General features: G+C 69.0%; 21 protein-coding genes. 14 read left to right on the forward strand and 7 right to left on the reverse strand.

Features of this window, described 5'->3' with window-relative positions; all coding sequences use genetic code 11:
- Positions 1-70 precede the first annotated feature (70 nt).
- Genes rapZ through whiA form a run of 3 tightly spaced genes read left to right on the forward strand, consistent with a single transcriptional unit; the run spans position 71 to position 2,879 of the window.
- Positions 71-928, forward strand: a complete 858-nt coding sequence (gene rapZ / locus QSK25_RS23330) for an RNase adapter RapZ (protein ID WP_169731025.1) — start codon at positions 71-73, stop codon at positions 926-928.
- Between the two features lie 5 nt (positions 929-933).
- The gene (locus QSK25_RS23335; RefSeq protein ID WP_285641356.1) at positions 934-1,902 is read left to right on the forward strand and encodes a gluconeogenesis factor YvcK family protein; all 969 of its coding nucleotides are present in this window, start codon (positions 934-936) and stop codon (positions 1,900-1,902) included.
- Positions 1,893-2,879 carry a DNA-binding protein WhiA gene (whiA, locus tag QSK25_RS23340; RefSeq protein WP_030478101.1) on the forward strand — a complete coding sequence of 329 codons (987 nt, stop codon included), beginning with the start codon at positions 1,893-1,895 and terminating at the stop codon, positions 2,877-2,879. Before QSK25_RS23335 ends, whiA begins: the two co-directional genes overlap by 10 nt.
- Positions 2,880-2,933: 54 nt before the next feature.
- Here the strand turns inward: whiA and QSK25_RS23345 are convergent, their stop codons facing one another.
- Positions 2,934-5,261, reverse strand: coding sequence for an ATP-binding protein (locus QSK25_RS23345; RefSeq protein ID WP_285641245.1), 2,328 nt, complete (start codon positions 5,259-5,261; stop codon positions 2,934-2,936).
- A 90-nt stretch (positions 5,262-5,351) separates the two neighbouring features.
- Here QSK25_RS23345 and QSK25_RS23350 point away from each other — a divergent pair, with 90 nt between their 5' ends.
- From QSK25_RS23350 to QSK25_RS23375, 6 genes are all read left to right on the forward strand, one after another.
- Positions 5,352-5,558, forward strand: a complete 207-nt coding sequence (locus tag QSK25_RS23350) for a hypothetical protein (protein ID WP_285641247.1) — start codon at positions 5,352-5,354, stop codon at positions 5,556-5,558.
- A 116-nt stretch (positions 5,559-5,674) separates the two neighbouring features.
- Positions 5,675-6,679: a type I glyceraldehyde-3-phosphate dehydrogenase gene (gene gap / locus QSK25_RS23355; protein ID WP_285641248.1), complete on the forward strand. Its 1,005-nt coding sequence runs from the start codon at positions 5,675-5,677 to the stop codon at positions 6,677-6,679.
- Between the two features lie 16 nt (positions 6,680-6,695).
- Complete coding sequence (locus tag QSK25_RS23360; RefSeq protein WP_285641249.1) at positions 6,696-7,889, forward strand: phosphoglycerate kinase; 1,194 nt, start codon at positions 6,696-6,698, stop codon at positions 7,887-7,889.
- On the forward strand, positions 7,889-8,677 hold the full coding sequence (tpiA, locus tag QSK25_RS23365) for a triose-phosphate isomerase (RefSeq protein WP_285641250.1): 789 nt from the start codon (positions 7,889-7,891) through the stop codon (positions 8,675-8,677). Before QSK25_RS23360 ends, tpiA begins: the two co-directional genes overlap by 1 nt.
- 176 nt (positions 8,678-8,853) lie before the next feature.
- Positions 8,854-9,096 carry a preprotein translocase subunit SecG gene (secG, locus tag QSK25_RS23370; RefSeq protein ID WP_285641251.1) on the forward strand — a complete coding sequence of 81 codons (243 nt, stop codon included), beginning with the start codon at positions 8,854-8,856 and terminating at the stop codon, positions 9,094-9,096.
- A 68-nt stretch (positions 9,097-9,164) separates the two neighbouring features.
- A complete protein-coding gene (locus QSK25_RS23375; protein WP_053738343.1) occupies positions 9,165-9,509 on the forward strand; it encodes an RNA polymerase-binding protein RbpA in 345 nt (114 codons plus the stop codon).
- Between the two features lie 244 nt (positions 9,510-9,753).
- Here the strand turns inward: QSK25_RS23375 and QSK25_RS23380 are convergent, their stop codons facing one another.
- Positions 9,754-10,593 (reverse strand): hypothetical protein, encoded by an 840-nt coding sequence (locus tag QSK25_RS23380; RefSeq protein ID WP_285641254.1) that lies wholly within the window; start codon positions 10,591-10,593, stop codon positions 9,754-9,756.
- 217 nt (positions 10,594-10,810) lie between these two features.
- Here QSK25_RS23380 and QSK25_RS23385 point away from each other — a divergent pair, with 217 nt between their 5' ends.
- Positions 10,811-11,443, forward strand: a complete 633-nt coding sequence (locus tag QSK25_RS23385; protein ID WP_285641256.1) for a hypothetical protein — start codon at positions 10,811-10,813, stop codon at positions 11,441-11,443.
- Positions 11,440-13,050 carry a serine/threonine-protein kinase gene (locus QSK25_RS23390; RefSeq protein ID WP_285641257.1) on the forward strand — a complete coding sequence of 537 codons (1,611 nt, stop codon included), beginning with the start codon at positions 11,440-11,442 and terminating at the stop codon, positions 13,048-13,050. Before QSK25_RS23385 ends, QSK25_RS23390 begins: the two co-directional genes overlap by 4 nt.
- Here the strand turns inward: QSK25_RS23390 and QSK25_RS23395 are convergent.
- Positions 13,037-13,657: a TetR/AcrR family transcriptional regulator gene (locus tag QSK25_RS23395; RefSeq protein WP_285641258.1), complete on the reverse strand. Its 621-nt coding sequence runs from the start codon at positions 13,655-13,657 to the stop codon at positions 13,037-13,039. The genes QSK25_RS23390 and QSK25_RS23395 overlap by 14 nt on opposite strands.
- A 39-nt stretch (positions 13,658-13,696) precedes the next feature.
- On the opposite strand from QSK25_RS23395, the gene QSK25_RS23400 reads away from it, so the two are divergent.
- A complete protein-coding gene (locus tag QSK25_RS23400) occupies positions 13,697-14,788 on the forward strand; it encodes a glycoside hydrolase family 113 protein (protein ID WP_285641259.1) in 1,092 nt (363 codons plus the stop codon).
- On the opposite strand, the gene QSK25_RS23405 is transcribed toward QSK25_RS23400, so the two are convergent.
- From QSK25_RS23405 to QSK25_RS23415, 3 genes are all read right to left on the reverse strand, one after another.
- On the reverse strand, positions 14,778-16,034 hold the full coding sequence (locus tag QSK25_RS23405) for a sensor histidine kinase (RefSeq protein ID WP_285641260.1): 1,257 nt from the start codon (positions 16,032-16,034) through the stop codon (positions 14,778-14,780). The two genes, QSK25_RS23400 and QSK25_RS23405, sit on opposite strands and share 11 nt — an antisense overlap.
- Positions 16,035-16,174: 140 nt before the next feature.
- The gene (locus QSK25_RS23410; protein ID WP_285641261.1) at positions 16,175-16,804 is read right to left on the reverse strand and encodes a DUF4360 domain-containing protein; all 630 of its coding nucleotides are present in this window, start codon (positions 16,802-16,804) and stop codon (positions 16,175-16,177) included.
- A gap of 79 nt (positions 16,805-16,883) precedes the next feature.
- A complete protein-coding gene (locus QSK25_RS23415) occupies positions 16,884-17,510 on the reverse strand; it encodes a DUF4360 domain-containing protein (RefSeq protein ID WP_285641262.1) in 627 nt (208 codons plus the stop codon).
- A gap of 194 nt (positions 17,511-17,704) precedes the next feature.
- Between QSK25_RS23415 and QSK25_RS23420 the strand changes: the two genes are divergently transcribed.
- On the forward strand, positions 17,705-18,094 hold the full coding sequence (locus QSK25_RS23420; RefSeq protein ID WP_285641263.1) for a response regulator: 390 nt from the start codon (positions 17,705-17,707) through the stop codon (positions 18,092-18,094).
- Positions 18,095-18,098: 4 nt separating this feature from the next.
- On the opposite strand, the gene QSK25_RS23425 is transcribed toward QSK25_RS23420, so the two are convergent.
- Complete coding sequence (locus QSK25_RS23425) at positions 18,099-20,987, reverse strand: substrate-binding domain-containing protein (RefSeq protein ID WP_285641265.1); 2,889 nt, start codon at positions 20,985-20,987, stop codon at positions 18,099-18,101.
- Between the two features lie 117 nt (positions 20,988-21,104).
- Here QSK25_RS23425 and QSK25_RS23430 point away from each other — a divergent pair, with 117 nt between their 5' ends.
- The gene (locus QSK25_RS23430) at positions 21,105-22,391 is read left to right on the forward strand and encodes a variant leucine-rich repeat-containing protein (RefSeq protein ID WP_285641267.1); all 1,287 of its coding nucleotides are present in this window, start codon (positions 21,105-21,107) and stop codon (positions 22,389-22,391) included.
- The last annotated feature ends 132 nt before the right edge of the window (positions 22,392-22,523 follow it).

Below are 22,523 nucleotides of genomic sequence, written 5' to 3' on the forward strand. Positions count from 1 at the left end.
CCAGAGCGCGGGAGAAGCGCGCTCATGAACAGGTAACGGAGTCGTAGTCGTGAACGCGGAGAAGTCCGGCATCGAAGTCGCCGTGGTGACCGGGCTGTCCGGTGCGGGCCGCAGCACCGCGGCCAAGTGCCTGGAGGACCTCGGCTGGTTCGTCGTCGACAACCTGCCCCCGGAACTCATCGCCACCATGGTGGAGCTCGGCGCCCAGGCGCGCGGGGCCATCACGCGGGTGGCTGTCGTCATGGACGTGCGCAGCCGTGCGTTCACCGAAGACCTGGCCGCCATCATCAAGGACCTGGACGCGCGCGGGTACAAGCCGCGCGTCCTCTTCCTCGAGGCCACGGACGACGTCCTCATCCGCCGCTTCGAGGCGGTGCGGCGCGGCCACCCCATGCAGGGGGACGGCCGGCTGCAGGACGGCATCGAGGCCGAGCGGATCCTGCTGACGCCGCTCAAGCAGGAAGCCGACCTGGTGCTGGACACGTCCGCGCTGAGCATCCACCAGCTGCGGGCCAAGATCGAGGACACGTTCGGCACCGAGGCGGCCAGCAGGACCAGGGTCACGGTGCTGAGCTTCGGGTACAAGTACGGGCTGCCGATGGACGCCGACCTCGTCATGGACGTGCGGTTCCTGCCCAACCCGTTCTGGATCCCGGAGCTGCGCGAGCAGACGGGTCTCGATGGTGAGGTGCGCAACTACGTGCTGTCCCAGGAGGGCGCTGACGAGTTCCTTGATCGGTACCACGAACTGCTCCGCCTCATCGGGGCCGGGTACCGGCGTGAGGGCAAGCGCTACCTGACGCTCGCGATCGGTTGCACCGGCGGCAAGCACCGCAGTGTTGCCCTGAGCGAAGAGCTGGCCGCGAGGCTCGCTAGCGAGGACGGCATGGCTGTCAAGGTCGTGCACAGGGATCTGGGACGCGAGTGACGAAGTTGAAAGCTGTTGCTTTGGGTGGCGGGCACGGGCTGCACGCGACGCTGACCGCGCTGAAGCGGGTCACCGACGACGTGACGGCCGTGGTGACCGTCGCGGACGACGGGGGCTCGTCGGGGCGGTTGCGGCGCGAGCTCAGCGACCTGCTGCCGCCGGGTGACCTGCGCAAGGCCATGGCGGCGCTGGCCGGGGAGGACGAGGCCAGCCAGCGCTGGACGTCCCTGTTCAAGCACCGCTTCGGCGGCACGGGGGCACTCGCGGGTCATGCGGTGGGGAACCTGGTGATCGCCGGGCTGCTCGAGCAGCTCGGCGATCCCGTCGCGGTGCTCGACCTCACGAGCAGGCTGCTCGGCGTCAAGGGGCGCGTGCTGCCCATGTCGAACGACCCGCTCGACATCGAGGCCGACGTCATGGGCCTCGACGAGGACGTGACGGACGTGCGGCGCATCCGGGGGCAGGTCGCCATCGCGACCACGCCGGGGCTCGTGCAGCGCATCCGGTTGACTGCCCCGAACGGGCGACCTGCAGGCTGTCCGGAAGCAGTACAGGCTGTACTTGACGCGGATCTTGTGTTACTCGGGCCCGGATCGTGGTTCACCAGCGTGTTGCCGCACCTGCTGGTGCCCGAACTGCACGACGCGCTCGTGCGCACGGAGGCCAAGAAGGTCCTCGTGCTCAATCTCGTCCCCCAACCGGGTGAAACTGCTGGTTTCTCTCCGGAGCGGCATTTGGACGTAGTCTGCGAGCACGCACCCGAGCTGAAGGTGGACGCGGTGATCGCCGACGTCGACTCGGTCCCGACCCCGGACCGGTTGACGCGAGCCGCCTCGGCACTGGGTGCGCGGACGCATCTGGCGAAGATCGCCGCACCGGACGCCGCTGAACGGCATGATCCGGAGGCGCTTGCCGGTTGCCTGAGGCAGGTGGTCGAGGAGACCGGAGTGGGAGGGACGAGCCCGTGGCGATGACGTCGGCGGTCAAGGACGAGCTGAGCAGGCTCGCGGTATCCAAGACCTGTTGCCGCCGCGCGGAGGTGTCCTCCCTGCTCAGGTTCGCCGGCGGCCTGCACATCGTGTCCGGCAGGGTCGTCGTCGAGGCCGAACTCGACCTCGGCTCCGCGGCCCGCAGGCTGCTCAAGGAGATCCAGGCGCTCTACGGCCACCACGCCGAGGTGTTCACGATCCAGTCCAACGGCCTGCGCAAGGGCACCCGGTACGTCGTCCGCGTGGTGAAGGACGGCGAGGGCCTCGCCCGGCAGACCGGTCTGCTCGACCCGCGCGGCCGTCCCGTGCGCGGCCTGCCCGCTCCGGTCGTGAGTGGCGGCGTGTGCGACGCCGAGGCGGCGTGGCGCGGTGCGTTCCTCGCGCACGGCTCGCTGACCGAACCCGGTCGCAGCTCGTCGCTGGAGATCACCTGTCCCGGTCCCGAGGCCGCGCTGGCCCTGGTCGGAGCCGCCCGCCGGATGGGCATCTCGTCCAAGTCGCGCGAGGTCCGCGGGGCCGAGCGCGTGGTGATAAGGGACGGCGACGCCATCGGCGCGATGCTCACCAAGCTCGGCGCGCACGACAGCGTGATGGCCTGGGAAGAGCGCCGGATGCGGCGTGAGGTGCGTGCCACGGCGAACAGGCTCGCGAACTTCGACGACGCCAACCTGCGCCGTTCGGCCCGTGCGGCCGTCGCGGCCGCGGCACGGGTCGCGCGCGCGTTGGAGATCCTCGGCCCGGAGGCACCGGACCACCTGGCCGCGGCCGGTCAGCTGCGGCTCGCGCACCGCCAGGCGTCCCTGGAGGAGCTCGGGCAGCTGTCCGACCCGCAGATGACCAAGGACGCGGTGGCAGGCCGTATAAGGCGTCTCCTGGCGATGGCCGACAAGCGCGCGAAGGACCTCGGACTGCCGGACACGGAGTCCGCGGTGACGGCCGAAATGCTCGAAGCAGAGGTGTGAGGAAGCGCCGGCCGCCGGCGCACGCCAGCGGCCGCCTCCCCCGACACCCAGGTCCTAAGGCGTCTGCCGCCCGGCCCACACGGCGAGTTGGGCGCGTGAACGCAGGCCGAGCTTCGACCGGGCGTGCGTGACGTGCCGGGCGACGGTGTGCGGCGAGATACCGAGCCGTTGCCCGATCTGCCGGTTCGTCAGCCCCTCGGCGACCAGCGTCGCCACGTGCAGTTCGCGCGCCGAGACCACCCCGTCGGCGGGGTCCTCGGCACGCGGCTGCGCGGTCAGGGCGTAGGAAATGGCCTGCGCCAACGACATCCGCTCACCCGTCGACTCGGCCGCGCGCAGCCGGGTGGCGGAGATCCGGTCGCGGCACACCGTCCGTGCGTCGTCCAGCAACGCCTGCCAGTACGGCTCGGCACGGAAGTCATAGCGCGTGCGCACCACACTGGCAGACGTCAGCAACGAGAGAGCGCGCTCGTCGTCGGCCCCCACGCCCACGAGCCCCAACGCGAGCCCTTCCAGGTCGTAGAACTGGTCCATCGGGTGCTCGGCACCGACCTCCAGGCTCTCCCGGAACAGCTCGACGGCCTCGGGGAAGTCCCTGCGCGCCAACGCGATGGCGCCCGCCGTGTGCAGCACGGGGTTCAACATGTGCGGCAGGCCGATCAGGCGCGTCAACGTCAGCGCGTCCCGCACCAACGGCGCCGCCCGGTCCGCGAAACCGTGTTGCAGCAACGTCCAGCCGTACGAGTTCAACAGGATGGCGCGCGCGAGCTTGTCGTCGGAGTCGTGCAGCAGCGCGGCGGCCTCGTCGAACAGCTCCCAGGCCCGTGAAGGGTCACCCGTGTGCGCTTCAGCGGACGCCAGCACCTCCAACGCCCGCGCCGTGGTGCCCGGACGGCACGCATCGGCGCGTTCGATGGCCAGCGACTCCTCGGCGAACCGGCGCGTCACGTGCCACCCGCCGCGCACGCGGTGATGCATCGCCGCCAGCACCGCCAGCACGCTCCGGTACGCCTGCGGCAGCGGCCGGGACAACGCCTGGTGCAGCAGCTCCGTCGGCGCGCCCCGGGGCCCGCGCGGAGTCGAGGTCCAGGCCGTCGCGACGGCCGTCAGCGCGTGCCGTGACCAGTCACCCGTCGACGCCGTGCGGGAGGCGGCCAGTTCGAGCAGCCCGACGTTGCGGTCCAGCAGCAGCACGACGGGCGGCGACGGGAAGAACGACGAGATCTCCGGCTCCACGAGCGAACACACCCACTCGACCACACGGTCGGCCACGAGAGAGACCTCGCCGTGCGCCACCGCCCGTTCCCGGCAGTAGAGCCGCACCGACTCGAGCTGCCGGAACGTCGTGTGCCCCCCGACCCGGTCCACCACCAGCAACGACTTCTGCTCCAGACCGGTCAGCAGCTCCAGCGCGTCCGGCACCCCGCACACCGCCGAGGCCACGTCGAGGTCGAACGGCACCCCGAGCACCGCGAGCCGCCGCGACGCCTCCTGCTCCTGCGCCGACAGCAGGTCGTAACTCCACCCGATCGCGGTGCGCAGCGTGCGGTGCCGGTCCTCGGCCGTGCGCGGACCGCCCGTCAGCAACGCCAGCCGGTCACCCAGTCGGGCGAGGATTTCGGCGGGGGAGAGCACCGGGATGCGCCGCGCGGCCAGTTCGATCGCCAGCGGCATGCCGTCGAGCGACCGGCACACGGCGATCACGTCGGCGACGTTCGCGGCGTCCACCTCGAACGAACGGTCCACCGACACCGCGCGGTCGCGGAACAGCGCCACGGCGTCGTGCTCCAGCTCCAGCTCACCGACCGAGAAGACCTGCTCACCGGCCAGCCGCAACGGCTCGCGCGACGTCACCAGCACGCGCAACCGGGGACAGCGGGCCAGTAGCTCGGCGACCACGCCCGCGACCTCGCCGAGAAGGTGCTCGCAGTTGTCCAGCACCAGCAACGGCCGCCGGTGCTGCTCGACCTCGGCCACCACGGCGTCGCGCGCCGAGCCGTTCGGGAGAGGGTGCGCACCGACCGCGGCGAAGACCGCCTGCACCACGTCCGACGCGGCCGCGAGCGCCGTCCACCACGTCTGATCAGCGCGTTTGCTCGCGTACTGGATCGCGAGGCGCGTCTTGCCCGCGCCTCCGGGGCCGACCAGCGAGACCAGCCGGTCCGCCTCGGTGCGGGCCAGCGCGGCCAGTTCCTCCCGCCTGCCCACGAAGCTGTCGAGCGGGGCCGGCACGAACGAGACCGCGCCGTTCGTCTCGACGCGCGCGGACGTGCGGGAGCGGTAGGCGCGCTGACGGCACGCGTTGGAGCAGTACCGCCGACCTGCGACCGCCTCCGTGAGAGGGTTCCCACACGTCACGCAGGTGGCAGCGGCGGCCGTCATGATCCCGACCGTACCGGGTGCGTAACGGCCTGTAACACCCGCTGTTTCGGGGTATTGAGCCTGCTCCGCGAGCGTGGACAGGATCCTGACATGACCGCGCAGATCAGACCCGAGACAGCGCTCGTGCCGCCCCAGGACCGCCCCGTGGTGGACGAGTGGCTGGCGCGCATCCAGGCCGTCGTCGGACGCGACCCGAAGGACACCAGCCCGGAGGCTTGCCGGACCGCGGCGGAGGCGGCGGAGGAGTTGAGCGCCTACCTCTGGATGCTCCGCGCGCTGCGCCGCCGAACGGCCTAATCAGAGCCACTTTTTCTGGCTCGATCAAGAGATACTCACTATCCCTGTGACCAGGGACGCAGTTCGGCAGATAGGGTGGGCTTGTTCCTGCCAAAGCTGAACGCAAGGAGTCAGTCGTGACGGTTCGTGTAGGTGTCAACGGTTTCGGTCGGATCGGGCGCAACTTCTTCCGCGCCGTGAGGGCCGGCGGCCACGACATCGAGATCGTCGCGTTCAACGACCTCGGTGACGTCGCCACCATGGCCCACCTGCTGAAGTACGACAGCATCCTCGGTCGCCTGGACGCCGACGTGCAGGTCACCGACGAGGGCATCTCCGTCGACGGCAAGGTCATCAAGGCCCTGGCCGAGCGCGACCCGGGCAAGCTGCCCTGGAAGGACCTCGGCGTCGACGTCGTCGTCGAGTCGACCGGCTTCTTCACCGACGCCACCAAGGCCCGCTCGCACGTGGACGAGGGCGGCGCCAAGAAGGTCATCATCTCCGCGCCGGCCAAGAACGAGGACCTCACGGTCGTCATCGGCGCCAACGAGGAGAAGCTCGACGGTTCGCAGACGATCATCTCGAACGCGTCCTGCACCACGAACTGCCTCGCGCCGCTGGCCAAGGTCCTCAACGACAGCTTCGGCATCGAGCAGGGCCTCATGACCACGATCCACGCGTACACGCAGGACCAGAACCTGCAGGACGCGCCGCACAGCGACCTCCGCCGTGCCCGCGCCGCCGCGCTGAACATCGTCCCGACCTCCACGGGTGCCGCGAAGGCCATCGGCCTGGTCCTGCCGGAGCTCAAGGGCAAGCTCGACGGCTACGCGCTGCGCGTGCCGATCCCCACCGGCTCCGCCACCGACCTGACCGTCACGCTCAAGCGCGAGGTCACCGTCGAAGAGGTCAACGCCGCGTACAAGGCCGCCGCCGAGGGCCCGCTGGCCGGCATCCTCAAGTACTCGACGGACCCGATCGTGTCGGCCGACATCGTCACCGACCCGCACTCGTGCATCTACGACGCGCCGCTGACCAAGGTCATCGGCAACCAGGTCAAGGTCGTCGGCTGGTACGACAACGAGTGGGGCTACTCCAACCGCCTCGCGGACCTGGTCAAGCTCGTCGCCTCCAAGATCTGAGTTCGGAGCGAGTGCGTTGAAGACTCTCAGCGACCTGCTCGCCGAGGGTGTCGCGGGTCGGCGCGTCCTGGTGCGCGCCGACCTGAACGTCCCCCTCGACGGAGACAAGATCACCGACGACGGCCGCGTGCGCGCGTCGGTGCCGACGATCAAGGCCCTGGCCGACGCCGGTGCCCGCGTGATCGTCACCGCTCACCTCGGCCGCCCCAAGGGCGAGCCGGACCCCAAGTTCTCGCTGGCCCCGGCCGCCGCTCGCCTCGGTGAGCTGCTCGGCACCGAGGTCGCGCTCGCGTCCGACCTCGTCGGCCCGTCCGCCACGTCCGTGGTCGGCGCGGTCACCGACGGCGGCGTCGTGATGCTGGAGAACGTCCGCTTCGACGCCCGCGAGACCTCGAAGGTCGACGCGGAGCGCGCGGAGCTCGCCGAGGAGCTCGCGTCGTTCGCCGACGCGTTCGTCTCCGACGGCTTCGGCGTCGTGCACCGCAAGCAGGCCTCGGTCTACGACGTGGCGCAGAAGCTGCCCGCGTACGTCGGCGGTCTCGTCGAGACCGAACTCGGTGTGCTGCGCAAGCTCACCGACGACCTGGAGCGCCCGTACGTCGTGGTGCTCGGCGGCGCGAAGGTGTCCGACAAGCTCGGTGTCATCGCGAACCTGCTGGCCAAGGTCGACCGGCTGCTCATCGGCGGCGGCATGGCGTACACGTTCCTCAAGGCCCAGGGCCACGAGGTCGGCACGTCGCTGCTGCAGTCCGACCAGCTCGACCAGGTCAAGGGCTTCCTCGCCGAGGCCGAGAAGCGCGGCGTCGAACTCGTGCTGCCGGTCGACGTGCTGGTCACTGCCGAGTTCGGCAACGTCGAGCACGAGGTCGTCGCGACCTCCGCGATCCCCGCCGACAAGATGGGCCTCGACATCGGCCCCGAGTCGCGCGAGCTGTTCGCGTCGAAGCTCGCGGACGCGAAGACCGTGTTCTGGAACGGCCCGATGGGCGTGTTCGAGATCGAGACCTACGCCGGCGGCACCCGTGCCGTCGCCGAGGCCCTGGTCAAGTCCGAGGCGTTCACCGTCGTCGGCGGTGGCGACTCGGCCGCGGCCGTGCGCGCGCTCGGCCTGCCCGAGGACGGCTTCTCGCACATCTCCACCGGCGGTGGCGCGTCCCTCGAGTTCCTTGAGGGCAAGGAACTCCCCGGCATCAGCGTTTTGGAGTCCTGATGGCAGCCCGGCTCCCGCTCATCGCGGGCAACTGGAAGATGAACCTCAACCACCTCGAAGCGATCGGCCTCGTGCAGAAGATCGCCTTCTCCCTCCCGGAGAAGTACTTCGCCAAGGTCGAGGTGGCGGTTCTCCCGCCGTTCGTGGACATCCGCAGCATCCAGACGCTGGTCGACGGCGACAAGCTGCTGCTCAAGTACGGCGCGCAGGACGTCTCGCAGCACGACTCCGGTGCCTACACCGGTGAGGTGTCGGGCCCGATGCTCGCGAAGCTCGGCTGCCACTACGTGACGGTCGGCCACTCCGAGCGCCGCGAGTACCACGGCGAGACGGACGCCGTCGTCAACGCCAAGATCAAGGCGGCGCTCAAGGTCGAGGTCACGCCGATCTTCTGCTTCGGCGAGAAGCTCGACGTGCGCACGGCCGGCGGTCACCTCGAACTGGTGCGCCAGCAGTTGGAGGACGGCCTGGCCGGCTTCTCCGCCGAGCAGGTCGCCAAGATCGTGTTCGCCTACGAGCCCGTGTGGGCGATCGGCACCGGCAAGACCGCGTCGTCCGCGGACGCGCAGGAGGTCTGCTCGGTCGTCCGCTCGTTCGTGGCGGAGAAGTACGGCGAGGAGACCGCGGCCGTCGTCCGCGTGCTCTACGGCGGTTCGGTGAAGTCGTCGAACATCGGTGAACTCATTGCGCAGAAGGACATCGACGGCGCCCTCGTCGGCGGTGCGAGCCTTCAGTCCGACGAATTCACCAAGCTGTGCGCCCTGGCCGCGGGCGGGCCTCTACCCTAAGTTGATCTGAGGCGTGCCGATCGCCCTGGCCTGCTCGTTCGACGCCACCGCTGAGCGTCGTCCGGGACGGTTAAGGTGGGCGATCGGCGCACCTTAGTCCCTAACCCCACTGGTTGCACACGTTCGGCAGTCGAACAGGTACTCTATGGCGTCGGCTGCCTGACAGCGAGGAAGAAATGATCCTGTTCCTTCAGATCCTGTTGATCGTCTCCAGCGTCGTGCTGGTGCTGCTCGTGCTGTTGCACCGCGGGCGCGGCGGCGGTTTGTCCTCGCTGTTCGGCGGCGGTATGCAGTCGAGTCTGTCCGGTTCCTCCGTCGTCGAGAAGAACCTCGACCGCCTGACGCTCTTCGTCGGCGCGGTCTGGGTCATCGCCATCGTGGGCATCGGACTCCTGATCAAGCTGCCCGGCGCAGCCTGATCTAACCGTTCAGCGGCAGAAGCCCTCCGGGGCTTGGGGTAATCCACTTGGTGGGGGTGTAACGGTCGATGTCAGGTGGTAACGCGATTCGCGGTACCCGCGTCGGCGCAGGCCCGATGGGCGAATCGGAGCGCGGCGAGTCCGCGCCCCGTCGTCGGGTGTCGTACTGGTGCGCGAACGGTCACGAGTCCCGGCCTTCCTTCGCGGTCGACGCGGAGATCCCGGAGAACTGGGACTGCCCGCGCTGCGGCCTCCCCGCAGGTCGTGACGAGCAGACGCCACCCGCGCCTCCGCGCAACGAGCCGTACAAGACGCACCTTGCGTACGTGAAGGAGCGGCGCTCCGACGCGGATGGTGAGGCGATCCTCGAAGAGGCGCTCGCCAAGCTTCGTCGGCAGCGCGAAGAGCCGTGAGGTTTTAGCCGTACAACGCGAAAGGCCCCCTCATCCTGCGGAGAGGGGGCCTTTCGCGTTGTCTGCGGCCTGTCACCAGTGCGGTTGTTGGGTTTGGGCGCAAAGACAACTGTGGACGAGCCGGGGCATTTCATCGCCGCTTCGCGACGATCTCCAGCGTGCGTGGCTGGGTTGGGTGCGTACGTCACCTCACCGCTTCACCGATCCGCGCGCTCGGTTGGGCTCGCCTTCGGCTTCGCGTTGGTCAGGTGCGTCGCAGGCCGGAGAACTGTCGGCGGAGCATCGCGGCGCCCACCAGCAGGAAGAAGAGAAGGACGACCAGGGTGCTGGTGGTGCCGCCCGACGAGCTCGACAGGGTCACGTCCACGTTGCCCACCAGGACGATCCCGCACTCCGCGCGCACCTTGTGGCGGCCCGGTTCGATGCTCGCGAACTTCACCGGCGACGAGAACGTGCCGTTGTCGTCGGCCGTCGTCTTGCCCACGTCCTGGCCGAGGGACTTGAGGGTGACGCTGGCGCCCTTCGGGCAGCCGGTGCCGGTGGCGGTCAGGTCGTCGCCCGGCTGGATGTTGTCCTTGTCCAGGAGCAGGACGCCGTCACCGGGGTTGGTCAGGCCGTCCGTCGTGGAGGTGGAGGGCGACGACGAGTCCGTGGTGGTGGTCGTGGTCGTCGTGGTGGTGGTCGTGACCGGGGGAGTGGTGGTGGTGATGACCGGCGGGCGGGTCGTCACCGGCGGGTTGGTCACGGGCGGGTTGGTCGTGACCACCGGAGGCCTGGTCGTGGTGGTGACCGGGGGCGGCGGGGTCACGACGAACTGGTTGCGGGCCATGCGCTGGCAGTCGTCGACCGCCGTGTAGGTGTAGGTGCCGACCTTGGTGCCGGGTGGGATGGCCGCCGTGACCGAACCGGTAGCCGCCCACGGAGCCGTGGCCAGTACGCTTCCCGCCCAGTTGATGCGGATCGTGCCCTTGCATCTGTAGAAGCCCGACCAGCTGAACGTCACGCTGGTGCCCGCGGGTCCGGTGCTCGGGTTCGAGGTCACCGTCGGCGGCTGCTGGGCCGTCGCCGGTGTGGCGCTCAGCACCGTAACACCGGCCGTAATGGCCACGAGTAAGCCTAAAGACCGCATTTCCTCTCCCCGGATCAGAACCTAAGGTGCGCTAGTGAGACGTCGCATGGCCGGTGCAGGTTTACTGCTGTTGTGCGGAATTATGCTGCTCCCTCCCGCCGCCTCCGCACAGGACGGGTCTGTGATCCTCGAGGCCGATGTGGACGGTAGGCCGGTTGGAGTAGGGACGCTGGTGCTGGACCCGGCGCGGACCGCCAGGGTGTCCATCACGGTCCGCAACAACACGAACACCGTGCAGCGGGTCAAGACCGTGCGGATCAGCGGGTCGGCGCTGGCGTTGACCTTCTTCTCTTACGACACAACGGTTCCGTTCGACGTGCCCGCCAGGTCGTCGGAGACGCGGTCGTTCCCGTTGGAGCCGACCGACCTCGGGGCCCAGGCGATCGGGTTGCTGCCGGTCGAGGTCGAGGTCATCGACGTGACGCGGGAGAGCATCGCCTCGGTCGAGACGACCGGGGACGTGCAGGGGTCGTTGTGGTCGGTCTACGGGGCGTTCGGGCTCGGGGTGCTCGTGCTGACCGCGTTGTCGTGGGCCGGGGCGCTCCTCGCCCTCGGGCGGCGGAGGCTTCCTGCCAACCGGTGGCAGCGGGCCATGCGGTTCCTGCCCGCCGGCATCGGGACCGGCCTGGTGGCGGTGATCTCGTTGTCGGTGCTGCGGCTCGTGGCGCCTTCGCCCACGGCCGAGATCCCGTTCATCGTGGGGGCGGCCGCGGCGGCGTTCGTGCTCGGATATCTGACGCCCCATCCCGGTGAGCCGGGGCCGAAGTCCTATGTGGATCCCGACACGGTGAGGATTCAGCGGTGACTCCGTCCAGTGTGGTCTCCGCGCTGCCGCAGTACGCCGTCGGCGAGCAGATCGGCGAGGGCGGCATGGGCGTCGTCTACGGCGGTGTGCACCGGCAGCTCGGGCGGCCCGTGGCCATCAAGCGGTTGCCGCACGCCGTGGCCGAGGACCCCCGGATGAGCGAGCGGTTCGAGCACGAGGCGCGGTTGCTCGCGCGGCTCGACCACCCGCACATCGTGCCCGTGTACGACTACGTGCGGCAGCAGGGCGAGCACCTGCTCGTGATGGAACGGCTCGACGGCGGCACGGTGTGGTCGCGGTTCGCCGGCGACGGTCTGACGGCTCAGCAGTCCTGCGGGATCGTGCTCGCGGCGCTGTCCGGGTTGCACGCGGCGCACGAGGCCGGGGTGTTGCACCTCGACGTGAAGCCGAAGAACCTGCTGTTCACGTCCAACGGCCTCGTGAAGGTCGCGGACTTCGGCATCTCGCAGGTGGTGTCGGAGGGCGCGACGCTCGTGACGCACGGCGGCGCGGTGCTCGGCACACCCGCGTACATCGCGCCCGAGCAGGCGATGGGCAACCCGTTGTCGCCCGCGGCGGACGTGTACGCGACCGGCACGATGCTGTACGAGCTGCTGTGCGGCGATCTGCCGTTCGAACGCGGTGGCGGGCCCATCGCGATGATCCAGAAACGCGTGTTCCAGGACCCGCGGCCGTTGCCGAAGGTGCCGGAACCCCTCGCGGGCGTGGTGATGCGCAGCATCGCGCGCGAGCCGGAGGCGCGCTACCGCAACGCCGAGACGTTCGCGATCGACCTGGCGGCCGCGGCGGGCCACCTGTTCGGGCCGGACTGGCTCGTGCGGCTGCAGATGCCCGTGCACCTCGCACCGCAGGTGTCGTCGTCTTCTACGCGTCCGTCGCTGCGGCCCGTGCCGGAACGGGAGACCGTGACGCTCACTCAGCAGCCGATTCGTGCCACGCTCGTGGACCCCATTCCGGCCGCACGGCTGAGCGGCAGCAGCACGCTCGTGCCGGCCGCACAGGTGCTCAAGCCGCCGTCGACACCGTGGGCGTTGTGGCTGGTGGCGGCGATTGCGTTGCTCGCGATGGCCGTCGTGCCGTTCGTGGCGACCGGCACTCCGCCGGAGACCACGATCGTCACGGACCTCACCGGCCCGATCCAGGTCGAGGGCACGCACCTGGTGGTGACGGCGGCCGGGATCCCGCTCGCGGACGTGCCGCAGCGAACGCCTGAGGGCTTCGTGCTGCCGGGGGTCGCGCGGTGGATCATCGGCGGCGTCGTGACGGCCCAGGTCGACGACAAGCCGCCGTTCCTGCTGGAGTCGAGCCAGACCCCGTGGCTGAGCCTCATGGGCACCGGGTCGGTGTTGTTGCTGCTCTTCACGTTCGCCTACCTGGAGTCGAACCTGCGGGCGTTGCGGCGCAGGCAGACGGGCGTGGCGGCGATCATCGCGTCGGTGCCGCTCGGCCTCGGGCTGGGGCTCTCGGTGTGGCTGCTGGTGTCGGTGCTGCTCAAGAACGAGCCGACGCTGTCGATCGCGCTCACCTGCGCGGTGCTCGGCGCGGCGGCGGCACTCAGCGCGTCGCTCGCCTCTAAGCGCGTCTGACCGCCAGTTCGAACAGGTCCGCGAGTTCGCTCGCGTACGCGGAGACGTCGGTGTCCGGCCGGGTCATCAGCTCGGCCGGCGCCGCCTCCATCGCGGCCATGACCGACACCGCCATCACCCGTGGCGCGAACTCCCGCAGTTCACCGGCCTTCTGGCCCTCGCGGAACATGTCCTCCAGCTCGGTCAGCGTGCGGGCGTTCTGCTCGTCCGCCCACGTCCGCGCGGACTCGGCATCGCGTGCGGCGGCCGCGATCTGCGAGATCGCGATCAGCTCCGCGGGGTGCTCGGCGCAGTAGACGACGAAGCCTTCGATCAACGACCGCAGCGCGCTCACGTAGCCGTCGGCGTTCTCTGTGTGTGCGCTCAGCGCACGGTCCATCGAGTCGTGCACGGTCAGCATGACCTGCTTCATCAACGCCTCGCGCTTCGCGAAGTGGTACGTGATGAGCCCCGGGCTGATGCCCGCACGCTGCGCGATCTGCACGAACGACGACTTCGCGTACCCGATCTCGGCGATCGTCGCGATGGTCGCGGCCACGATCTGACCGCGCCGGGCGTCCTCGATGAAGCTGCGCTTCTGGTCGCCCGACCGATTTTCTGGTTGCATGAACAGCATCCTAGTTGCGTAACTAGTCCAGGGGGAACCATGATCAGTCGAAAGGTGTTCCTGAAGGCCGCTTTAGGTGCTGCGGCGCTGGCCGGAGTAGGTGGAACGGCCTCGGCGGCGGCGAAGAAACGCGGCGGCGTCTGCTACGACACGGGCGTGCTGCACGCGGTGGGGGCGCCGTTGAGCCGTGCCAGGTGGAGCCGGCCGCAGCTGGAACGGGAGATCGGCCTGATCGCCGACCTGCGCTGCCCGTCCATCACGGCGTTCGGCACCGACCTCGGCCGCCTCGCCGAGACGACGGACGTGGCACTGCGCCGCGGCATCCGGGTGTTCGTGCAGCCGCGCCTCTACGACCACCCGCAGAGCGAGGTCCTCGAGCACATGGCCGAGGCCGCGCGCACGGCCGAGCAGAAGCGGCACGGCGACAACGTCACGTTCGTGACCGGCTGCGAGCACTTCCTCTTCACGCCCGGCATCATCCCCGGCGACTCGTTCCTGGAGCGCATCGCGACCATCCCGTCGATCACGGACTGGGCCGGGGTGATCCGCCGGTTCCGGGAGTTCGTGGTGAAAGCCGTCGAGGTGTCGCGCCGGGAGTTCCACGGCCGCATCACCTACGGCGCGGCGGCGGGCGCGGACGCCGACTGGAACGACTGGTCGTTGTTCGACCTGGTCGGCCTCGACTACTACGACCACTGCGAGACCGACGCCGAGTACACCACCGACCTGGACGAGTACCGCCGCTGGAACAAGCCGCTGATGATCCTCGAGTACGGCTGCTGCACGTTCACCGGCGCCGCGAAGGCCGGCGGGATGGGCTGGGACATCGTCGACTGGGAGGTCGAGCCGCCCGTCGTCAAGCCCGGATTCGAGCGGAACGAACGCGAGCAGGCCGACCACGTCGCCCGCATGCTGCGCGTGTTCGCCGCACAGCCGGACGTTGAGGGATCGCACCTGTACTCGGTCATCTCACCGGACTCGCCACACCACCCGACGTGCCGCGACCGCGACATGGACATGGCCTCGTACAGCCTGTTCCGCACGATCCGTGAGCGCTTCGACGACGAGAACTCGCCCTACCGCCTGGAGCCCAAGAAGGCCTGGCACGCCTTCCAGCGCTTCAATCGGTGACGACGCGTTCCCTCGGGAACGTCGCCGACACCAGGAAGCCACCGTCCTCGGTCGGGCCCGCCGAGAACTCGCCACCGAGCAACGTGGCGCGCTCGCGCAGGCCGACCAGGCCGTGGCCGCCGCTGGGCAACGTCGACGACGGGCCGGCCGGGGCGGTGTTGCGCACCTCGACCAGCACGTTGTCGTCGTACTGGGCGTCGATGAACACCGTCGCGCTCGCGCCCACGGCGTGCTTGCGGATGTTGGTCAGGGCCTCCTGCACCGTCCGGTAGACGGCGCCGGACACCGGTGCGGGCAGGTCCTCGACCGGCCCCTTGAGCTGCACGGACACCTCGAAACCGGCGTCCGCCGCCAGGTCTGACAGCTCGTCGACACCGGGCTGGTTGCCGTCCGTGGTGCGGAGGACCGACACGAGCTGACGGAGTTCATCGAGCGTGCGCGTGGACAACGTGCGGATGGTGCCGGCGACCTGCTTGTGCTCGGCGTCGACCACGGCCATGCGCAACGCGCCGGCCTGCATCGCGATCAGGCTCACCTGGTGCGACACGACGTCGTGCATCTCGCGGGCGAGCTTTGCCCGTTCGTCCGCACGGATCGCGTGCGCGTGGAGCACGCGCTCTCTCTCGCGGGACTCGGCGAGTTCGGAAATGCGATCGGACAGCTCCTGCCGCGCGTGCACCAGCAGACCGATCGCGATCGGCAGACCCGCCACCAGGAAGCCGTAGATGGCCGAGTGGAAGTGGCCGGACGCGGGCCGGTCGATCAGCTCCTGGAACGGCCAGGCGACGAACCGGCACATCCACACCAGTGCGGCCGCGAGGCCCGTCTGCCAGCCACCGATGTAGCGGCGGGCGACCGTGTACAGGGCGATCATCGCGGCGAGCTGCGACCAGCCGACGAAGAAGCCGGGGATGGTCAGCACGAGCGTGAGGAACGGGAACCGGCGGCGCAGCACCAGCGCGCCGACCGCGATCCAGTTCAGCCACAGCTGGTAGGTCTCGATCGGCGGGAGGTCCGTGATCGGGTCGGCCTCGAGCCACAACGCGTACAGCCACACGTCGAGCACGGCGAAGAAGATCAACGCCAGGTCCGCGAGCACCTGTCGGTAGTCACCGCTGAACGGCCAGCGCGAACCGGCCGTCCTGTCCTCCGACCGTCTGGCCGGGAGCAGTGTCGTGGTCAGGATCCGACCTCCCCTGTGAGCCTTCCGATCCTCACCGTACTGCGCGTATGCGGCGGATGGCATTGGCTGCCCCTTTACCCCGACCTGCCCCGTCATGGGGGTAAGACGCCGTTGCACGCGAATCTGTACGGCTATCGGCTCACATATGTGCTACCGCACACGCTCGTGCGAGCGCGTGCGGTAGTCACTGCACCACAGAGGGCCTACGGGCACGTCTTCCAGCTGAACTGGTAGGTGGTGTCGATCGCACCGTCCGTGGAGTCCATCGAGACGAAACTCGTGGTCGTGGCCGTGTTGGACGTGCCGGGGTACACGCGGAGCTCGGTGTTGATGTTGAAGTTCCGCTTCTCGCCGCACGGGGAGTAGACGATCGCGGCGACCTCGGTCTCGTCGGTGGCCTGCCAGTCGTCGCTGTGCGGGCCGTTGTAGCGGTGCTGCGCGGTGTCGTTCTGCGACATGCCCTGGAAGTAGTAGTTGGCCTTCTGGATGGCGTACGCGCCTCTCTCCAGGTGCGCGAAGCCTCTGTAGTCGGCCTGGGCGATGCCGTAGGTGAAGCCCTGCGGGACGTTGACCCGCAGGTTGAGCTGGCAGTTCTTGCGGAAGTCGGTCGGCCGCGCGCCGACGCCGACCTGGGCCAGGTAGTCGGAGTAGGTGACGGTGAAGGCCTTGTTGTCCTCGGACACCGCGACGGCCGCCGTGCCCGCCGGGCAGCCGGAACCGTTGACCGTGACGATGTCGATCGTGATGTGGTCGGGCGGCGGCGTCTCGTTGGGAGCGCCGGGCGGGATGATGATGGCCGAGGCCAGCAGGGCAGCGGCAACCGCGTTGAGCATGGGGCACCTTTCCAAACGCGTCTCGCGGGGAGGTGGCGGCGGTTGGACTTCGGTGGCGGCGGCCTTTATTGGGAAAAAATCAGCAGCGCTTCCAGCTGAAGTGGTGCAGCGTGCGCACTTCTCCGCGCTGGTGGTCCATCGTCATGAAACTGTTTGTATTGGCGTCCGACGTACCCTTGTCGATGCGCAGGGCGCTGTTGACGTTGAGATTTTTCTTCTCCCCGCAGGGGGACCAGACGATCTCGGAGAACTCGGTCCGGTGGGTGATCGACCAGTTGTCGTCGAACGGCCCGTTGAACGTGTGCTTCCACGTCGTGGTGGCCGATTGACCCTGGAAGTAGTAATTCACCGACTGGTAGCCGATCGCGCCGGGCCTGATGTACCCGTAGCCCCCGTAGGTCGCTTCGGCGATGCCGTAGGAGAAGCCCTGCGGGACGTTGATCTGCAGGGTGAGCTGGCAGTTCTTCCGGAAGTCGGTAGTCGGCGCACCCTTGCCGGCCTGGGCGAGGTAGTCGCTGTAGATCACCCAGAACGAGGTGTTGTCCGGGGCCACGATGACTTCGGCGGTGCCCTGCTTGCACCCGGAACCGTTCACCGTCACCACGTCGATCGTCACACGCTCCGAAGGAATCGCCGCGGCGTGTGCGGGTGCTGACGACAATGTGAACAGCACGGCCAGAGCGGCTGCTGCCGTCGCTTTACGCATGAAGTTGGCCTTTCCTGGTGCCTCTTTCTCAGCGTGGAGCGGCAGCGGTGCCGCGAAGGTTAGCGCAGACCCTCAACCAATGGTGTGACCCAAATGGCCCAGATCACACTGATGGAGCAGCTGGTGAAGAATTACCGGAAATAGAACCCGACCTGGTGCTGAGGGAACCGATAAGTTCCGGCATACTTGCCCGCATGTCGCTGGCTGGGCTGGTGCTCGTGGTCGAGGACGAGGACCCCGTGCGGAGGTACACCGTGAGCCTGCTCGAGGAGCTGGGCTTCTCCGTCCTGCAGGCGAGTGACGGCACCGAGGCGATCGCGATCCTGCGCGAGCGGTCCGCCGAGGTGTGCGCGATGCTGCTCGACCACAGCATGCCCGGCCTGTCCGGCGAGGAGGTGCTCGCCGAACTCGAACGCGAGGGCCTGACCGTGCCGGTGGTGCTGACCAGCGGTTACGACCGCACGTCGCTCGAACGCCGGTTCGCAGGCCACGAGATCGCGGGCTACCTGCAGAAGCCGTTCCGGATCGAGACGCTGGACGAGACCGTGCGCGTCGCGGTGGCCAAGCGGGCCCAGGCCTCCTGACCAGCTAGTCCGCGAGCACCTGCCGGACGCGTTCGAGCAGGTCGGACTCCACGTACGGCTTGGTGATCAGCACCTCGTCGTCGAGGAACTCGTCCGTCGTGTACCCCGACATGTAGATCACCGCGGGCGCGGCACCGGTCGAGCGCAGCAGCCTGACCAGCTCGGGACCGCCCATCTTCGGCATCACGACGTCGGTGAGCACCAGGTCGATCGTGCTGCGGTGGGCCGTCGCGAACTGCAGCGCCTCCTGCCCGTCGCCCGCCTCGATCACCGCGTACCCCGCGGTCTCCAGCGAACGCCGGGTCATCACCCGCACCTGCGCGTCGTCCTCCACGAGCAGCACGGTGCCGGCTCCCAGGTGTGCGGTGGGGCGGCGCGCGCACGGTGCTTCGGGGGCGTCTGCTCGTTGCAGCGGCACGGGCAGATAGACCTCCACGGTCGTGCCCTCGCCGGGTGCGCTGATGAGTTCGATCTGGCCACCGGACTGCTGCACGATGCCGAACACGGTGGACAGGCCGAGGCCGGTGCCCTTGCCGACCGGTTTGGTCGTGAAGTACGGCTCGAACACCTGCGCCTGCACGTCCGGGGCCATGCCGGCGCCGGTGTCCTGCACGCGCAGCACGACGTACTCGCCGGGCCGGACGCCGACGATCCGGCCGGAGTCCTGGTTGCCGAGCCTGCGGTCCTCGATCGACACCGTCAGGATGCCGCCGTCGGGCATGGCGTCGCGGGAGTTGACCGCGAGGTTGAAGAGGATCTGCTCGACCTGGCCCGCGTCCGCCCAGACGTGCGCGATGCCGTCCGGCAGGCGCATGTCCAGTTCGATGTGGTCGCCGACGAGTGTGCGCAGCATCGAGTGGACCTTGAGGAGGTTCTCCTTGAGGTCCAGCGACTCCGGGTGCAGGACCTGCTGGCGGGTGAACGCGAGCAGTTGGCGCGTGAGGTTCGCGGCACGTTCGCCCGCGTGCCTGATGTCCTCGATCGCCGTGCGCCGCGGATCGTCCTGAAGGGTGCGTCGCAGCAGCATCTCGCTGTTGCCGTTCACGACCGTGAGGATGTTGTTGAAGTCGTGTGCGATGCCACCGGTCAACCGTCCGATGGCCTCCATCTTCTGGGCGTGCCGCAGCTGTGCTTCCGTCTCGCCGACGCGTTCTTCGAGCCGAGCGCGCGCGTCCTTCAGCTCTTGCATCAGACGGATCGTGCGCAACGCACTGCTGAGTTGTTGTTGCACGGCCTCGTAGATCCAGCCTGGCTCGGGGCCTTCCTCGAAGATCACGTACCCGAGGTGGTCCTCGTCGGTGTAGAGCGGCGCCACGAGGGCGCTGAACGGCTCGTCGCGGCGGAACGGGTACGGCGTCAGGTTGATCGTCGGGAACGGAGTGCTCGGCGGCTTCTTCAGCTCGCCGTTCTCGTACCGCACGAGCACCCGTGCCGTGCCCGGCGTGTCGTACGACATGACGTGGCAGCCCGGGATGGCGAGGCGGGGGAGTTCCTCGACGAGCGCGGTCGTCAGCTCGTTGACGTCCCTCGACGCGATGAGCCGTTGACCGGTCTCACGCACCGTCTGGTCGTGACGCTCGTGCGACAGGTACTTGAAACGTGCGTCCGTCGCGAACGCATCGCCCAGAAGCAACTGCACGCGCAACCACAGGTCGTTGATGATGGTCGCGTCATTGATGCGTGCCGTCACGAACCTGTGGAGGTCGAACAGCGGCGGCCACCACTGAGCCGGTTCGCACCCGGCGCGCGCGCTCCAGCGGATGTACTCGGCCAGCAGCTTGAGGAACTCCGCGCCTTCGACCTCACCGCGGCCCGCGGCCATCAGTTCGACGACCAGCTGCTCGGCCCAGCCGTCCGGCAGCTTCTCGCCGGGCGGCCCGAGGGAGTCGCGCAGGTGGTCCGCGACGGTGGACGCGGTGGCCGACTCGTTGATGCTGAGGCGGTCGTGCGCGGGAGCGTGGTCACCGAGCCCGGCAGGCAGGCACCCGCAGGACCGGCGCACGATGAGCTCGGTCGGCATGGTCTGGCGCTGCCGCGTCGGTTCCCCCCGCACCAGCGCCACCGCGAGTTCGGCGGCCCGGATGCCCATCTCGTGGAACGGCGCTCTGACCGTGGTGAAAGCGGGTGTCGCGGCGTCGATGTTGACTTCGCGCTGCACCCGTGACGCGGGACTGCCGGTGCTGTAGCCGAGGTCGTGCGTGCGGACGTTCGTGTGATTGTCGTAGCCGACGACCGCGATGTCCTCCGGCGTGCGGAAGCCGAGCTTCTCCAGCACGGACACGACACCGATCGCGTAGTCGTCGTTCGCGGCGGCGATGGCGTCCGGCGGTTCGGGCGTGGCCGCGAGCATCCTGCGCACGGCGTCGGCGGCGCGGTTCGGTTCCCAGATGAACGACCCCGGCATCGTGACGAGCGCGGGATCGAACCGGATCCCGTGGTTGCGCAACGAATCCGCGTACCCGAGGAACCTCTCTCGCGCACCCGCATGCGTTTGCGGCCCTCGGACGAACGCGATGCGCCGTTTGCCGTGCACCTCGATGAGGTGGTCCACGGCCTGACGCATGCCGTCGCGGTTGTCCATCAGAATCGTTGGCCACTGGCCAAGGCTGGTCTCGACGCTCACGATGGGCATGGGCGCGTACTGCTTGACGTACTCCTCCATGCCATCAGAGCCGATGAGCTGCCCAACGCGCGTAGTCCACACCACGAGCGCATCAATGCGGTTCGGCGAAACGAGGTCGTAGACCGTGTTCGCCCGACGCTTGAGCGGGTCCGGATGCTCCAGTTCGCTGCCAACAAAACACACGAGGTCGCACCCGAGCCGTTGAGCACCACCACTGACACCACGCCACTGCTCGCCCGCGAGCTCGATCAGCGGGCCAGCGGTGATCATCCCGATGGTGGGACGTCGCTTCGCACTGCCGTTTGCCACAAAACCCCCGCTACTCAACGCGATTGGGGATGATACGCGTTGTCGGGGGGAATGCCTGCCGTGTTACGAAGGGGATTGGTGAACGCTGAACTGGAGGGCCTGGCGACGAACCCCGCCCTGCCCGCGTTCCTGCTGGACCGCCTGGTCCACGACCCGTCACTCGCGTCCGAACTGGCCGGACGCACCGACCTGACCCCGGCCCGGGTGCGCACCCTCTTGTCGCACGGCGACTCGTCGGCGACCCACGGGCTGCTGCGCGCCGGCCTGGCCGCACCCGCGGACGTGCCTCTGCTCAACGAGTCGGTCGCGTTGGTGGTGACCAGCCACCCGGACGCCGATCCCGGTGTGGCCCGAGTCCTGGCCCACCACCCGGACGCGACCGTTCGGGCAGAACTCCCGGAATGGGCCTTCGCGTTGCCGCCCGACGTGATCGACCTGCTGGCCGCCGACCCGTCACCGGACGTGGTCTCCGAGCTCGTTCTCTTCCACACCACACCTTTGCGCGACCACTCGAGCCCCGAGGTGCGGTCCGCGCTGGCCCGCAGCCAGCACACGCCCGCGGACGTGCTGGCGTCGCTGAGTGCGGAGTCCCTGGCCCGCGAACTGGCGTCGAACCCCGCGACCCCGGCCGCCGTCGCGGCCGACCTGATGCGGTGGCCCGCCTGCCGCTACTACCTGGCGGAACGCACCGACCTGCCCGCCGCCCTGTACGAGCAGCTCGCACTGGAACTGGAGCCGGGGGTCTTGTCGAACCTGGCCTCCAACCCGGCCGTGCCCGTGCACGTGTTGCGCTCTCTGGCCGTGACCACGCCTTTGCGCCGTGCGGTGCTGCACAACCCGGCGATCCCGTTGGACCTGCTGGTGGAACTGGCGCCGGTGGCCCGGACCGGAGCAAAGCTGGTGCCACGCGTCGAGTCGGCTTCTGCTGCCGAACTGTCGGCGCTGGGTTCGTCACCCGTCGAGCAGGTGCGGAAGATGGTGGCTTCCGTTGCCGCCACTCGGGCTGATGCCGCCGGGTTGGAGGAGCTGGCCCGGCTGGGGTCGTGGCTGCACCCTCGGATCGCCTCCAATCCGTTGTGCACTCCGGAGTTGTTGCACCGCATGGCTTCGGGCGGGTCGGCGAAGACGCTCCGGGCCGTTGCTCAGCATCCGGCTGCCTCCGGCGAGACCTTGTTGCTGTGCCTGGAGGACGCGCGAGCCAGGTACCTCGCCGCCGCTCACCCGAACCTGCCCGTGGACTCGATCGTGGAGTTGCTGGCGAGCGAGTTCACGGCGGGAGCGGCGGCGTCGAACCCTTCGCTGCCGGTGCCCGTGATGGAGCACCTGGCGGATGGCGGCGGGTACGCGATCCTCGTGTGCGGGTGAGTGTCAGGCCCACCACTTGATGAGGTTCGTCTGCTCCTTGCGGAGCTCGTACCCGTTGGCGGCGTAGAACTTCCGCGCGGCCACCCGGTTGTGCCCCGTCACGAGCCGGACGCGAAGTCGGAGCCGTGCGTT

This window comes from Lentzea sp. NBRC 102530 (assembly GCF_030269365.1).
Lineage (GTDB): Bacteria > Actinomycetota > Actinomycetes > Mycobacteriales > Pseudonocardiaceae > Lentzea.